Raw genomic sequence first — 14,352 nt, forward strand, 5'->3', positions numbered from 1 at the left:
CGTAAGGCCAATCAAAAATATAATTGTAAGAGATGATTTTAGATGCTAAGATTCCCCAGGGCCCACTGGCCGAAAAATGGAGCAAGCATAAATTTAACCTGAAGCTGGTTAACCCTGCCAACAAGCGTAAATACGACATCATTGTTGTAGGTACAGGTTTGGCCGGCGCCTCAGCAGCGGCTACTTTGGCCGAGCTTGGCTACAACGTTACCGCATTCTGCTTTCAGGATAGCCCACGCCGTGCGCACTCTATTGCAGCACAGGGCGGTATAAACGCGGCAAAAAATTACCAGAATGACGGTGACAGTGTTTACCGCTTATTTTATGATACCATAAAAGGTGGCGACTATCGTGCCCGTGAAGCCAACGTTTACCGTTTGGCAGAGGTATCAGTAAATATCATTGACCAGTGCGTGGCGCAGGGTGTACCTTTTGCCCGCGAGTACGGCGGTTTGCTGGATAACCGTTCATTTGGTGGCGCGCAGGTATCGCGTACCTTTTACGCCCGTGGTCAAACCGGACAGCAATTGCTTTTAGGCGCTTATTCGGCACTTAACCGCCAGATACATAACGGCAAGGTTAAAATGTATACCCGCCACGAGATGCTTGACGTGGTTAAGGTTGATGGCCATGCGAAGGGTATTGTTACCCGTAACTTAAAAACCGGCCAGATTGATACCCACGCAGGCCATGCGGTATTATTATGTACCGGTGGCTATAGCAACGTGTTTTTCCTGTCAACCAACGCTATCGGTTCAAACGTAACCGCGGCCTGGAGAGCACACAAACGTGGCGCTTACTTTGCTAACCCTTGCTACACGCAAATTCACCCTACCTGCATCCCGGTAAGCGGCGATCACCAGTCAAAACTTACGCTGATGTCTGAATCGTTACGTAACGACGGACGTGTATGGGCACCAAAAACGGTTGAAATTGCTGAGCAGTTACGCTCAGGCAAGTTGAAAGCGAGTGATGTTAAGGAAGATGACCGCGATTACTTCCTCGAAAGAAAATACCCTGCATTTGGTAACCTTGTACCGCGCGACGTGGCATCACGTAACGCCAAAGAAATGGCCGACGAGGGTAAAGGTGTAGGAGCTTCGGGCTTTGCAGTATTCCTTGACTTTGCCGACGCCATTAAACGCTTAGGCCAGGAAACAGTTGCCGCCAAGTACGGTAACTTGTTTGACATGTACGCGCAGATCACCGCAGAAGATCCTTACAGCCAGCCAATGCGTATTTACCCGGCTGTTCACTATACCATGGGTGGCCTTTGGGTTGATTATAACCTGAGCACTACTGTACCTGGTTTATACGCTTTGGGCGAGTGTAACTTCTCTGATCACGGCGCTAACCGCCTGGGTGCATCTGCATTGATGCAAGGCCTGTCTGACGGTTACTTCGTTATCCCTTATACTTTAGGTGATTACCTGGCAACCATCGGCCCTAAACCGGTTGATAAAAGCCACCCTGCATTTGAGCAAACCAAGCAAGATGTACTTGCGTATGTAAATAAGCTGCTATCGTTAAAAGGCAATAAAACCGTGGTTGAGTACCACCGCGAGCTTGGCCACATTATGTGGGAGTATTGCGGCATGGCGCGTACCGAAGAAGGCCTAACTAAAGCTAAAGCCCTGATACAGGCACTTAAAGCCGATTTTTGGAAGAACGCGATCGTAACCGGCGAAAATGAAGAGATCAACGCCGCACTTGAAAGAGCGGGCCGCGTTGCCGACTTTATTGAACTTGGCGAACTGATGATTGATGACGCATTGATGCGCAGGGAATCATGCGGTGGCCACTTCCGCCTTGAATCGCAAACTGAAGAAGGCGAAGCTTTACGCGATGACGAAAACTTTGCTTTTGCAGCAGCCTGGGAGTTTAAGGGTGAGAATCAGCCGGAAGAGCTGCATAAAGAAGAGTTGGTATTTGAAAATGTTAAGTTAACACAGAGGAGCTATAAGTAAGGATTAAGAATCAAGAATCGAGAGGTAAGAGACAAGATTAATCTCTCAATCCTGATTCTTGAATCTTAATTCTATAATCTCAATAATAATGAGTAACGGAAATATGAACCTGACGCTTAAAGTTTGGCGCCAAAAAAATGCACAAACATCAGGTAAGTTTGTGACCTATAAGGCCGAGGGTATTTCACCCGACATGTCATTCCTTGAAATGCTTGACGTGGTGAATGAAAGCCTTACCAAAAAAGGCGAAGAGCCTATATATTTTGATCATGATTGCCGCGAGGGCATTTGCGGTATGTGTTCGCTTTATATTAACGGCCGCCCGCATGGCCCTAAGCGTGCTATTACCACCTGCCAGCTGCACATGCGCTCGTTTAAAGATGGTGAAACCATTACCATTGAGCCATGGCGCGCCGCTGCTTTCCCGGTTGTTAAGGATTTAGCGGTTGACCGTTCAGCATTTGACCGTATACAGCAAGCCGGTGGTTACGTATCTATCAACACGGGTGGTGTGCCTGATGCTAATGAAATACCTATCCCAAAAGTTATAGCTGATGAAGCGTTCAACTCAGCAACTTGCATCGGTTGCGGTGCTTGCGTTGCGGCCTGTAAAAATGCCTCGGCTATGTTGTTCGTATCGGCTAAAATCTCTCAGCTGGGTATGCTGCCGCAAGGCCAGCCTGAGCGTTGGAGCCGTGTACAATCAATGGTTGCACAAATGGACGAAGAAGGATTTGGTAATTGTACCAACACCGGCGCCTGCGAAGCGGAATGCCCTAAAGAGATCAGCCTTACAAACATAGGCCGTATGAATAATGACTATTTTAGCGCCAAGTTGTTCCGCGAAGAACGAGTGCACGATCACGCAGAATAATATTATTTTTTATAAATCATACAAAGCGCCTCTTCAGAAAAGGGGCGCTTTTTTTATGTGAAAATTTGATGAAAAAGTTCAGTTACACCTACAGGTTGTTCACTTAAACGTACAAGCGTTTAATTATTAAAATATATAATTACCTCTAAAACAAGCATATTATCATAATGGAATAACGATTGCAATAGCCGTGGTGTTAAATAATTATTACTTATAAATACATCTTTACAACTATGAAAATGTTTAATCAACTTAAAAACACCAAAATCTTATCTCTGTCCTTTGTTATGCTTGCGGCGGTATCGTTTACCTCATGCGATAAAAACGACGACGAGAATGTAGATACTGACAGCGCATCCGTACGCATAACCAACGCTGTTGAAGGCTCACTTTCGCAAGAAGTTTACGTAGGTGGCACCAAGCTTAACACTTCAGCTGTAGCCTATGGTGAAACGTCAAATTATATCCAAACCGCATCAGGCGATAACAAAACGGTACAATTCCGCAATGTAGGTTCATCATCAGCCAACGTGTCATTTAATGTAGATCTGGACGATGACAAATATTACAGCTTGTACTATGCCGGAAACGCCGATGCCAAAACCTATGTAGTAGCCGAGGATGACCGCAAAGCGCCAGCAGCAGGTAAAGCAAAAGTTCGTTTTATTCACTTAGCATCGGCCGTGCAAAACAACGTTGACCTTGGCTTTAGCGCTACCAGCAAACTATTTACTGATGTAGCCTACAAAGCGGTAACAGCTTATAAAGAGGTTGATGCCAACACACAATTGTTCTTATATGCAGCAGGTCAGGCCAATGCGGTTCTGGATTTGGACACTAAAGTACAAGCAGGTAAAATATATACTATTTACGTATCAGGCTCAACAGCTATTTCTTTAAGATATCGTGTAATTGCTGAAAACTAACAGTTAAAGCACTTCATCAATAAAAAACGCCGGCCAATTGGTCGGCGTTTTTTATTGATGATTATCTTACACCGCCTAATTCAAATCAAAGTGAGGTAGTTTTTATAAATTATATAAATCTTTATTCCATTTTATTGAAATTGATTTATAAATTACATTCAATATTGAAAATATATTAATACAACATTCGTCTTTGAGCATTTTTATGGTTGAATCAACTTATTTTAATAAATACAATCCCATAAATGGCGTTTGGGACGAGATGTATGGTGAAAATTCCGAAGTGAGAGATCACTACCGCAAAGTAATCGACTACATTTCACGCGAATCTGCTGATGACCTTAACAAAAAAGAGGATTTGGCTAAACGCCTCTTCATGAGTCAGGGTATAACCTTTACGGTTTATAATAGCGGCGAGGGTATCGAAAAGATTTTTCCGTTTGACATCATACCCCGCATAATTACCGCGCAGGAATGGGCTTTTGTTGAGCGCGGTATCAAGCAGCGCCTCACTGCGCTTAACCTTTTTTTAAAGGATGTTTACAGTAATCAGTTCATCATCAAGGATGGTATCATACCAATAGATATCATTTACTCCTGCCCGCATTTTTTACGCGAGATGTATAACCTGCAGGTTCCGCATGATATTTATATTCATATTTCGGGCATCGATTTGATACGCGATTACGACGGTACTTTTTACGTACTCGAAGACAATCTGCGTACACCTTCAGGCGTAAGTTATATGCTGGAAAACCGGGAGATTACCAAACGCTTATTTCCCGACCTGCTACCGCAATGCGGAGTGCGCAGCGTTACCGAGTATCCATCCATCTTATATAAAAACCTGCTGGCGTTATCGCCACGGCAAATACACAATCCTACCATTGTGTTGTTAAGTCCGGGAATTTATAACTCGGCCTACTTCGAGCATACCACCCTTGCGCGTTTGATGGGGGTTGAGCTGGTTGAAGGGCGTGACCTGGTGGTGAACAATCATAAAGTTTACATGAAAACCACCACCGGCTTGCAACAGGTAGATGTTATTTACCGCCGCGTGGACGATGATTATCTCGATCCGCTGGTGTTTAATCCGGCGAGTATGCTGGGTGTAGCCGGCATTATGGGCGCTTATCGTAAAGGCAATGTGGCTATAGTTAACGCCATAGGCAATGGTGTGGCCGATGACAAGGCCGTTTACGCCTACGTGCCGCAAATGATTAAGTATTACCTCAACGAGGAACCTATACTTAAAAATGTACCTACCTATCAGTTAGGTGATCGGGACGAGCACGAGCATGTGTTTAAAAACATTAATAACATGGTAGTTAAACGCACCAACGGTAGCGGTGGCTATGGTATGCTGATGGGCCATGCCTCGAGCGAGCAGGAGATTGATGAGTACAAACAGGAGATTATCAAAAACCCGCGCGACTTTATAGCCCAACCTACCATCAACCTGTCGGCAGCGCCATGCTATATGCAGGGTGAGTTAACACCGAGGCGTATAGACCTTAGGCCATACGCGCTTTACGGTCCGGGCGGTATTGAGATAGTTCCGGGAGGTTTAACCCGAGTAGCCCTAAAAGAAGGCTCGCTGGTAGTAAACAGCTCACAGGGTGGTGGCAGTAAGGATACATGGGTATTGAGCCCCCCGACCCCCTAAAGGGTTGTTTTTGAAAATTAATTAAAATTATAACAGATAAAATATATACCCCCTTTAGGGGGCCTTGGGGGCCGAAAATGTTAAGCAGAGTAGCAGCAAGTTTTTACTGGTTAAGCAGATATATTGAGCGTAGCGATGGTATTTTACGCATGCTTAAAATTAATTACGCATCGTCGCAGGATGCCATCCAGGAATTTACCTGGGAGCCGGTGGTTCGTATCTTTGCCGGCCTTGATGACGAGGAAGCACAGAAGCTGGAAAATGACACCCGTGCCGTGTTGAAATATATGGTTACGGGCAAAACCAATCCGAACAGCATCCTTAACATTATTACCCACGCACGGGAGAATGCGCGCAGCGTACAGGAGCATATCACAAAGGATTTATGGCAATGCCTCAACGAGTACTACCACGCTGTTAAGGACAGCAGGCTGGAACGTGCATTACAACGCGAAGATCCAATTGGTGTACTTGATGTACTGATCAAGCAAATTATGCTGTATTACGGCACGGTAGAGATCACGATGGAGCGCGGCGAAGGCCGCAGTTTCATGAATATAGGCAAATACCTGGAGCGAGCCATACAATCGGTGGATATTCTGGATATGAAATTCGTTTCTATTAACGATAACCCCGATTTGCTGACAGATACCAGTTACTGGAAGCATCTGTTGTTATCGTTAGGTGGCTATGAACTTTACCTGAAAACCTACCGTGAAGGCTTCGAGGCCGAAAACGTATTGGAGCAGGTAGTTTTAAATAACGACTTTCCGCGCTCGGTTATCTATTCGGTTAACAACATACAGCGGTATTTTGACCGGTTAAAGAATGACAATAACCTCGAAAACTTCCGGGAGATGTCTTTCCAAATTGGCCGCTTACAGAGCCGCATAAAATATAATTCCGTACGCAGCATAAGGCAGGAAGGGCTGCACACCTTTTTGAGCCAGATACGCAGCGAGCTTTATGGCATCGGCAACGCCATGAACGAGTACTATTTTGCCAACGCTTAACACCCTACGCCATGCCCGAATTTGAGATACAACATACCACAAAATATAGTTACGAAGGAACAGTTCGTGACAGCGCCAACCAGATCATCCTCTACCCTATTGTTGATGAATTCCAGGAAGTAATACGCCAGGAAATTACCATCACCGGCAACCCAAACGTTGACGTGCATACCGACTATTTTGGTAACCGCATAGGCAGCTTTACCTACACAGAAAAGCATAACGTTATGGTGATCAATTCGCGGGTTTTGGTAGCTACTAAACATCGCACACTGCCCGTTAACGATATTTTTCCTTCACACCAGTGGGAAGATCTTAAGCGGCTGCAAAGCGTGGTGCCCTATATTGATTTTTTGAAGCAGGAATATTTTGACGGGCTGAATGAGCTACAGCAAGTGGTAAACACCGAACGTAAAAGCGATGATACACCCTACCAGATTGTGCTGCGTTTTTGCCAGTACGTGTTTGATAATTTTGAATATATAAAAGGCGTAACCACTGTTGATACCAAGCTCGACCAGATTTGGAAAATGAAACAGGGCGTTTGCCAGGATTTCGCCCATATACTAATAGAGATGCTGCGCATATTACAGATACCCGCGCGCTACGTAAGCGGCTACATCTGCACCAACAGCAACGGTATGCGAGGCGAGGGCGCTACGCATGCCTGGGTAGAAGCTTACATTCCTGATTATGGCTGGTTGGGCATTGACCCGACGAATAATTGCATTGCCAATGATACGCACGTGCGGCTGGCGGTTGGCCGTAACTTTTCAGACTGTTCGCCGGTTAAGGGGGTATACAAAGGTTCATCAAACCATAAACTTATTGTTACCGTATCCGTTGATCAGGAAGCTTTGCCGGATAACCAGCACCAGGTTATTGAGGTTCCTATTGCCGACCAGGTGACCGAATTTTCCAAAAACAGTTACCAGCGTTATATGGAAATGATACAGATGCAGCAGCAACAACAGCAGCAACAGCAGGAAAAGCAATTGCAGCAATAAGGTTATACTAAGTTTATACTTTTTTCACTTCTGCTAAAAGCTCATCCGCCTTTGGCGCTTTAGGGAAAGCTTTAACTAATTTACCGTTCTTGTCATACAAGATAGTAAAAGGTGTTTGCGCTATTTGGTAGTACTTTTGCACTGCCATGTCATAACCTTCAGTCCCAACAACAAAATTCGGCTGCCTGGCTAATTCAAATTCCTTGTAAAATGGTTTTAACGACTCATACTTTGTCCAGGTAACCAGCACCACCTGCACTTTAGCAAGTTGTTTAAACTGAGGCTTAAGCTCTTTCATCAGATCATGGCAATGGCCGCAATCCGGTGCAAAGTATATCAGCATTACCGGTTTGCCGGGCTTCAGATTTTTATTACTAAAGTAAGTGCTGTCAGTAGTAAGTATCTTAAAAGGTGCAAGCTTTTCGGTATTACGGATGGGTGCTTGCTCGGTATTGGCATTTTCAGCGCTATTGTCTTTATTATTTTTGGCCTGAATGCACCCGATAGCTGTAACCAGTATCAGTGCGGCGTATATTAGTTTTTTCATAATCACTTAAAAAATTTAAGCCTCCAGTATTTCAATCTGCCAGGCAATATGCTCTTCAGTTACCGGGAATAACGCGCCTTCGCGTATGGTATGATATACGGCTTTAAATAAATTTTTATAATCGCCCTTCTTTGATGGCACCCACTCGGCCACCTTTTCTCCGTTTTCGTCAAAGGTAACCAGCTTACCTTCACTACCTTCGGGCTCAACACCATAAGCCGCGTCAACAGGCATCATGCCGGTGTTCAATTGATCTTCCTGTACATCGGTACGGGTTTTTACGAAGCTACCCAGCGTGCCATGCACCACAAACGCGGGCAAATGCTCGGCAATCAGTAACCCGGCAGTGAGGTACACGTTCACCTGGTTAGGATATTTAAGGTGTAAATTAATATAATCATCAACCTGCGAACCCTCGCGGTAACTACCTGTAGTTTTGTGCCAGCCAACCGGCCTGCCAAAAAGGGCTATGGCATTGTCAATCAGGTGCGGGCCAAGATCGTAAGATATACCATTGGCCGCCATGTCCTTACTTTCTTTAAATGTTTTTGGGCCGATAGCCGGGCGGTAACGGTCAAACCTGAAGTGCACCTCAACAAGATTGCCCAAACGGCCACTCTCAATAACCTCTTTCACCGATAGAAAACCACTATCCCAACGTCGGTTTTGGTATACCAGCAGGTGTTTGTTAACTGAACGGGCGAGATCAAACAGCTCCTTTACTTCGGCCGTAGTTGCCGCGGCAGGTTTTTCAAGTAACACGTGTTTACCTGCGTTTAACGCCTGTTTAGCAAGGTCATAATGAGTATAATTAGGCGTGTTAATTACGATGAGTTCTATTTCATCGTCATTCAACAATTCATCAATAGCATCGTAACTGATTATCTCCGGATAATATTCATGTGCTTTTTTCTGATTACGCTCTACAACTGCTTTTAATCTGAAATTTTCGCTTGTACTTAAAAACGGCGCGTGGAATACCCTGCCCGACATGCCGAAAGCCATTAAACCGGCTACTATAGGTGATGACATAATGCAATATTACAATTTTAGCGCTGCTGTTGGGTCTGTAAAAAGCAAAAAAGCGGCAAACATACTGCTTGCCGCTTTCTACCTTGCAGAAAATTCTGCGGTGGCTTATTTCATTTTATCTTTAATGGTTTTAATGTGCTCCTGGTGTGCTTTAAGCTTTGGCAATGTTTCGGTAGCGAAAGCTTTCAGGTCGGCATCTTTTGCATTTTTTGAACCATCTTCAAATAACGATACCGCTTTGTCGTGGTCTTTCACCATTTGATCTACATAAGCTTTATCAAACTCAGCGCCCGCTTTGGCTGAAAGTTCGGCAGCTACTTTTTGCTCTTCCTCACCTACTACGGCAGGTAAAGTAATGTTTTTAGCAGTAGCTAAAGCTTTTAATTTTTCGTTAGCAGCTTTGTGATCTTTGATCATCGCCTCAGCAAATGCCTTAACATCAGCATTGGTTGATTTTTTTAACGCCAGTTCTGACAAGGCAACCTCAGCCATACCTGCATTAGCTGCTTCGGTTGAAAATTTTGAATCTTCGTCAGCGATAGTTCCGCTATCTGTAGCTGCTGCGCTGGTGCTGGTGTCGGTGTTAGTGTTCAGGCTGTCGGCTGTTTCAACTGCATCTTTGCTGCCCGAGTTTTGACAGGCCTGGAAAGTGAAAGCGCCAAGCGCCATCATCATTACTAAACTTAGTTTTTTCATGGTAGTATTAAGTTGTTTTGTATGAGTTAACAAAGTTTGTACCATTGCGTTTTAATTAAAGGGCTAAATTCATTATAAGCCTTTTTATGTTTGTTAAAGCCAAAGTTTTTTTATTTTTGAGCACATATTAAAATATTAACTGAAATGGAATTTCCGGCCGAATTAAAATACACTAAGGACCACGAGTGGATCAAAATTGAAGGTGACCAGGCTATTATCGGCATCACCGAATTTGCACAGGGCGAACTGGGCGACATTGTTTATGTTGACATTAACACCGTTGGCCAGGAAGTAGCAAAAGAAGAAGTTTTTGGTACCATTGAGGCGGTTAAAACCGTGTCAGACCTGTTTATACCGGTTACCGGCACTGTAAAGGAGGTTAACGCCGCTTTAGACAGCCAACCGGAATTGGTTAACTCAGATCCGTATGGTGAAGGCTGGATCGTTAAGATCACTCCTGCTGACCTGGCCGATGTTGATGGCCTTTTATCAGCCGATGAATATAAAAGCTTAGTAGGCGCTTAATGAGCATTATGCTAAAAAACTACTGGCCCGCTATTTTGTGGGCCTTTTTTATTTTAATCATCTGCGATATTAAGATGGGCGGAGTAAGCCACTCGCCAGCATTTTTTGAGGGCTTTGATAAGCTGGTACATTGCGGCCTGTTTTTTACCATGACCGTTTTATACAGTGGCGGATACTTGCGGCACAACAAAAAGCGTTGTTTATCCGTATTAACAGCAGTGCTGATCATTTTGTGCATGGTTGCCTTTGGCGGTGCCATTGAACTGTTGCAAAAATACTTTTTCACCTGGCGCAGTGCCGATTGGAATGACCTTTTTGCCGACACCGTTGGCATTTGCATGGGGATGTTCAGCGTGTTAATTACCAGCAACGCCGTAAAATATGCAAATAAATAAGTTATACATTGTAGCCCTGGCCTGCAGCGCACTTCTGCTATCATCTTGCGGAATATTTAAAAAGGATTGTAATTGCCCGCATTTTGGGTATGTGCAAGGTAAGGCAGTCCGTCATTCATAAATCATTATAAAACATTTACGTGTATAAAGCACATGCTTATTTGGATTGGGTATAAATAAGCCTATATTTGCAAGGTTAATTTATAACTGATGATGGATCTATCGCAGCTTGAAGTAGGCCAAACCGGCGTTGTAAAGGAGTTTACCGATCTGGAAATGTCGGTAAAGTTGATGGAGATGGGCTGCCTGCCCGGTGAAACCGTAAAGGTTACCCGTGTTGCCCCGCTTGGCGACCCTATTGCGATCAGCGTTTCAGGCTACCAGCTCAGCCTTCGTAAATTCGAGGCGTCAACCATCATTTTACAATAAGTATTTGATTTGAAAGCCGACATACGCGTAGCATTAGCCGGAAACCCAAACACAGGCAAATCGAGCCTTTTTAACGTACTTACCGGCTTAAACCAAAAAATAGGTAACTTTCCTGGCGTTACAGTTGATAAAAAAACCGGTTACATGCAGCTGCCTGATGGGCGCCAGGCTGAGGTGGTTGACTTGCCCGGAACGTATAGTTTATATCCTAAAAGTAAAGACGAATCTATTGTATTTTCAGTACTGGCCGATAAGGCAGATACCGCTAAACCCGACTTGGTGGTTGTAGTGCTTGATGCCACCAATCTTAAGCGTAATTTATTACTATATACCCAGATAGCTGATTTAAAGATACCGGTTATTGTGGCGCTGAACATGATGGACCTTGCCCGTTCGTCATCTATAAAAATTGATGTCGATCTTTTTTCAAAAAAGCTTGGCGTACCGGTGGTGCCCATGGCCATTCGCAAAGGAGAAGGCGTAGCTCAACTTAAGCAAGCCATAGCACACGCCAATAAAGTTGCCCTGCAGCCCGATACTATTGATGTTAATGTATTTGCGCCTGAATTAATAGGCCAGATTAGCGAAGAAATGCAGGTTGATAACCCCTACTTCGCTCTGCAATTAGCGCACCAGCATGAACACCTGCGCTTTTTGAGCAATGAGCAAAGCGACCGAATCGAGAGCCTGGAGCACGCACACAGTTTCCATTCGCAAAAAGCACAGGCGGCTGAAACGGTTGCCCGCTATAATTTTATAAATGATTTGCTGTACGATACAGTGAAAACGCCCGAAGCCGCGCAGCACGAAACATTTAGCAACCGCATAGATCATATACTGACGCACAAGGTATGGGGCTTTGTAATATTCATGGCGATATTGCTGTTTATATTCCAATCTATATTCGCCTGGTCATCCTACCCTATGGACCTTATCGAGGCCTCGTTTGTTTGGGCTGAGGATGCGCTACGTAATGTATTGCCTGAAGGACCGCTGGCCAGCCTGCTTATCGATGGCGTTTTAGCCGGACTGAGCGGCGTACTGGTGTTCATTCCGCAAATCGCCATCCTTTTCGCTTTTATATCCATATTGGAAGATACGGGCTACATGTCGCGCGTTACGTTTATGATGGATAAACTGATGCGCAAGGTTGGCCTCAACGGCAAATCAGTAGTACCGTTAATTGGCGGTTTTGCCTGCGCTGTGCCCTCTATTATGGGTACCCGCACCATCGAGAACTGGAAGGACAGGATGATCACTATTATGGTTACGCCACTTGTGGCCTGCTCCGCCCGTTTGCCGGTTTATACCCTGCTGATTGCTTTAGTGGTACCCGATAAGTCGGTTTGGGGCATATTTAATATGCAAGGCCTGGTGCTTACCGCCATCTATGTGTTCAGTCTGGTATCAGCCATCATTGTGGCGTTTGTGCTCAAGTTCATCCTGAAGGTGCGCGAGCGCGGTTACTTTATTATGGAACTGCCCGTTTACCGTATGCCAAGGTGGAAGAACGTGATCTTCGCCATGTACGATCGGTCAAAAGCCTTTGTTATCCAGGCGGGGAAGGTGATCATCGCTGTATCCATCGTGTTATGGGTGCTGGCATCATACGGGCCCGGTGACCGGTTTGAGCGCATTGACCAGAAATACCGTGTTACCGAAAATATAAAAACCAACAGCCCGGAAGAGCTTAACCGCATCATCGCATCCGAAAAACTGGAGAACTCATACGCCGGTATGCTTGGCCATGCCATTGAGCCCGTTATAAAACCTTTGGGTTACGATTGGAAGATCGGCATTGCCATCATTACCTCATTTGCCGCTCGCGAAGTATTTGTGGGAACCATGGCCACCATCTATAGTGTAGAGGGCGATACAGACGACATACAATCGGTACAGCAAAAAATGGCTAATGCCCGCAATCCCGAAACAGGGCTGCCGGTTTTTAATTTAGCCACGGCGTTCTCACTCATGATGTTTTACGCTTTCGCGATGCAGTGCGCCAGTACGGTTGCCGTGGTTTACCGCGAAACCAAAAGCTGGAAATGGCCTGCCATACAGTTTGCCTACATGACGGTGCTGGCATACGGCGTAGCCTTCGTTACCTATCAGCTTTTAAAATAGGCAGTTGGTTAGTATCTTTGTCCGCAGAGGTTCCCTTTGGATAAAGTACAAATTCTTGCCCGTTACATGCCGCCCGATGCCGCGCCGCTTATTGGCAGGTGGATAGATTATTTTAAATGCGAGTTTAAAATATCGCGTGGCCGCAGCAGTAAATTTGGCGATTACCGCCCGCCGTTTGAGGGTAAGGGGCACCGCATATCGGTAAACTTTAATTTAAACCCCTACGCTTTTTTGGTAACCACCGTGCACGAGTTTGCGCACCTGCATACCTGGAACGAGCATAAGCACAAGGCCAAGCCCCATGGCACCGAGTGGAAGAACAATTTTAAAAAGATGATGCAACCTTTTTTTGAGAAGGATGTATTTCCGCCGGATGTAAAGCAGGCTATTGTAAGGTACCTGAATAATCCGGCCGCGTCAAGCTGTTCTGATCTTAACCTGTACCGTTCGTTACGCATGTATGATGCGCCGCAGGAAGCCATACATACCGTTGAGAAAATACCCGCTAACGCCATGTTCAAACTAAAAGACGGCCGTGTATTTCAAAAAGGCGAAAAGCTGCGTAAGCGTTACAAATGTATCGAGGTAGCTACAAAACGCGTTTACCTGTTTAGTCCGGTAGCCGAAGTAGAAGTAATTTCATCTAATCAATAAATTCTCATAAAACTGTAGCGTTATCTCTTATCCTTGCGTAAGGATAATAAACCTGCTATTATGTTTAAGAGAGCCTTACTAATTGTCTTTGTAGCTGTTTCTATTTTATCATGTGGTAAAAAGAATGTGTCCACCTGTCCGGACAGGGTTTGTACCGAGGAATTCGCTATGATCCTGATGTTGTTTAAAGATCAGAATGGGCCGGTAAAATCTCTCAGTAAGTTATCCGTGATAAATAAACGTACCAATCAACCTATTGATCGTGGCACGGCTGCTGCCATAAATACAACGCCGGGCTATTACCTCATCATAGATGACCGGTCTACCAAAACATTATCGGAAAGCGGAGACGATATATTGATCACCGCGACTGACAGTGCCGGCACAAAAACCAAAACTGCCACTATAAAAGTTGCTGGCGGCGCATGTGCCTGCCATATTAAAAAACTATCAGGTCCGGACGAAGTTCAGTTCGACTAAAAGAACTATTCTCTCAA

Annotated in this window: 15 protein-coding genes; 12 read left to right on the forward strand and 3 right to left on the reverse strand. The window is 44.9% G+C overall.

Features of this window, described 5'->3' with window-relative positions:
- Positions 1-32: 32 nt before the first annotated feature.
- The 6 genes from LT679_RS14255 to LT679_RS14280 all read left to right on the forward strand — a co-directional run bounded on the left by LT679_RS14255 (position 33) and on the right by LT679_RS14280 (position 7,453).
- On the forward strand, positions 33-1,967 hold the full coding sequence (locus tag LT679_RS14255; RefSeq protein WP_232178280.1) for a fumarate reductase/succinate dehydrogenase flavoprotein subunit: 1,935 nt from the start codon (positions 33-35) through the stop codon (positions 1,965-1,967).
- Between the two features lie 88 nt (positions 1,968-2,055).
- A complete protein-coding gene (locus LT679_RS14260) occupies positions 2,056-2,841 on the forward strand; it encodes a succinate dehydrogenase/fumarate reductase iron-sulfur subunit (RefSeq protein WP_232178281.1) in 786 nt (261 codons plus the stop codon).
- A 287-nt stretch (positions 2,842-3,128) separates the two neighbouring features.
- The gene (locus tag LT679_RS14265) at positions 3,129-3,767 is read left to right on the forward strand and encodes a DUF4397 domain-containing protein (RefSeq protein ID WP_232178282.1); all 639 of its coding nucleotides are present in this window, start codon (positions 3,129-3,131) and stop codon (positions 3,765-3,767) included.
- A gap of 205 nt (positions 3,768-3,972) precedes the next feature.
- Entirely contained in the window at positions 3,973-5,433 is a 1,461-nt protein-coding gene (locus LT679_RS14270; RefSeq protein WP_232178283.1) for a circularly permuted type 2 ATP-grasp protein, read from the forward strand.
- 77 nt (positions 5,434-5,510) lie between these two features.
- Positions 5,511-6,446, forward strand: coding sequence for an alpha-E domain-containing protein (locus tag LT679_RS14275; RefSeq protein ID WP_232178284.1), 936 nt, complete (start codon positions 5,511-5,513; stop codon positions 6,444-6,446).
- Positions 6,447-6,457: 11 nt separating this feature from the next.
- On the forward strand, positions 6,458-7,453 hold the full coding sequence (locus LT679_RS14280; protein ID WP_232178285.1) for a transglutaminase family protein: 996 nt from the start codon (positions 6,458-6,460) through the stop codon (positions 7,451-7,453).
- A gap of 13 nt (positions 7,454-7,466) precedes the next feature.
- Here LT679_RS14280 and LT679_RS14285 read toward each other — a convergent pair whose 3' ends face one another.
- From LT679_RS14285 to LT679_RS14295, 3 genes are all read right to left on the reverse strand, one after another.
- Positions 7,467-8,000, reverse strand: coding sequence for a TlpA family protein disulfide reductase (locus tag LT679_RS14285; RefSeq protein ID WP_232178286.1), 534 nt, complete (start codon positions 7,998-8,000; stop codon positions 7,467-7,469).
- 15 nt (positions 8,001-8,015) lie between these two features.
- A complete protein-coding gene (locus LT679_RS14290) occupies positions 8,016-9,032 on the reverse strand; it encodes a Gfo/Idh/MocA family oxidoreductase (protein ID WP_232178287.1) in 1,017 nt (338 codons plus the stop codon).
- A 105-nt stretch (positions 9,033-9,137) separates the two neighbouring features.
- The gene (locus tag LT679_RS14295; RefSeq protein WP_232178288.1) at positions 9,138-9,728 is read right to left on the reverse strand and encodes a DUF4142 domain-containing protein; all 591 of its coding nucleotides are present in this window, start codon (positions 9,726-9,728) and stop codon (positions 9,138-9,140) included.
- A 144-nt stretch (positions 9,729-9,872) separates the two neighbouring features.
- On the opposite strand from LT679_RS14295, the gene gcvH reads away from it, so the two are divergent.
- From gcvH to LT679_RS14325, 6 genes are all read left to right on the forward strand, one after another.
- Positions 9,873-10,253, forward strand: coding sequence for a glycine cleavage system protein GcvH (gcvH, locus tag LT679_RS14300; protein ID WP_232178289.1), 381 nt, complete (start codon positions 9,873-9,875; stop codon positions 10,251-10,253).
- Positions 10,253-10,648 (forward strand): VanZ family protein, encoded by a 396-nt coding sequence (locus LT679_RS14305; RefSeq protein WP_232178290.1) that lies wholly within the window; start codon positions 10,253-10,255, stop codon positions 10,646-10,648. The genes gcvH and LT679_RS14305 overlap by 1 nt, the downstream gene beginning before the upstream one ends.
- Positions 10,649-10,861: 213 nt before the next feature.
- On the forward strand, positions 10,862-11,077 hold the full coding sequence (locus tag LT679_RS14310; protein ID WP_232178477.1) for a FeoA family protein: 216 nt from the start codon (positions 10,862-10,864) through the stop codon (positions 11,075-11,077).
- A 9-nt stretch (positions 11,078-11,086) separates the two neighbouring features.
- The gene (gene feoB / locus LT679_RS14315; RefSeq protein WP_232178291.1) at positions 11,087-13,201 is read left to right on the forward strand and encodes a ferrous iron transport protein B; all 2,115 of its coding nucleotides are present in this window, start codon (positions 11,087-11,089) and stop codon (positions 13,199-13,201) included.
- Positions 13,202-13,237: 36 nt separating this feature from the next.
- On the forward strand, positions 13,238-13,855 hold the full coding sequence (locus tag LT679_RS14320) for a SprT-like domain-containing protein (protein WP_232178292.1): 618 nt from the start codon (positions 13,238-13,240) through the stop codon (positions 13,853-13,855).
- A gap of 60 nt (positions 13,856-13,915) precedes the next feature.
- The gene (locus tag LT679_RS14325; protein ID WP_232178293.1) at positions 13,916-14,335 is read left to right on the forward strand and encodes a hypothetical protein; all 420 of its coding nucleotides are present in this window, start codon (positions 13,916-13,918) and stop codon (positions 14,333-14,335) included.
- Positions 14,336-14,352: the final 17 nt, after the last annotated feature.

Origin of the sequence: Mucilaginibacter roseus (assembly GCF_021215455.1) — a bacterium.
Lineage (GTDB): Bacteria > Bacteroidota > Bacteroidia > Sphingobacteriales > Sphingobacteriaceae > Mucilaginibacter > Mucilaginibacter roseus.

Bases quoted from the DNA above. Each gene is read 5' to 3' on its own strand.
- LT679_RS14305 (WP_232178290.1), top strand. From the start codon at position 10,253: ATGAGCATTATGCTAAAAAACTACTGGCCCGCTATTTTGTGGGCCTTT.
- LT679_RS14275 (WP_232178284.1), top strand. From the start codon at position 5,511: ATGTTAAGCAGAGTAGCAGCAAGTTTTTACTGGTTAAGCAGATATATT.
- LT679_RS14325 (WP_232178293.1), top strand. From the start codon at position 13,916: ATGTTTAAGAGAGCCTTACTAATTGTCTTTGTAGCTGTTTCTATTTTA.
- LT679_RS14290 (WP_232178287.1), bottom strand. From the start codon at position 9,032: ATGTCATCACCTATAGTAGCCGGTTTAATGGCTTTCGGCATGTCGGGC.
- LT679_RS14295 (WP_232178288.1), bottom strand. From the start codon at position 9,728: ATGAAAAAACTAAGTTTAGTAATGATGATGGCGCTTGGCGCTTTCACT.
- LT679_RS14270 (WP_232178283.1), top strand. From the start codon at position 3,973: ATGGTTGAATCAACTTATTTTAATAAATACAATCCCATAAATGGCGTT.
- gcvH (WP_232178289.1), top strand. From the start codon at position 9,873: ATGGAATTTCCGGCCGAATTAAAATACACTAAGGACCACGAGTGGATC.
- LT679_RS14260 (WP_232178281.1), top strand. From the start codon at position 2,056: ATGAGTAACGGAAATATGAACCTGACGCTTAAAGTTTGGCGCCAAAAA.
- LT679_RS14255 (WP_232178280.1), top strand. From the start codon at position 33: ATGATTTTAGATGCTAAGATTCCCCAGGGCCCACTGGCCGAAAAATGG.
- LT679_RS14265 (WP_232178282.1), top strand. From the start codon at position 3,129: ATGCTTGCGGCGGTATCGTTTACCTCATGCGATAAAAACGACGACGAG.
- LT679_RS14310 (WP_232178477.1), top strand. From the start codon at position 10,862: ATGGATCTATCGCAGCTTGAAGTAGGCCAAACCGGCGTTGTAAAGGAG.
- LT679_RS14280 (WP_232178285.1), top strand. From the start codon at position 6,458: ATGCCCGAATTTGAGATACAACATACCACAAAATATAGTTACGAAGGA.
- LT679_RS14285 (WP_232178286.1), bottom strand. From the start codon at position 8,000: ATGAAAAAACTAATATACGCCGCACTGATACTGGTTACAGCTATCGGG.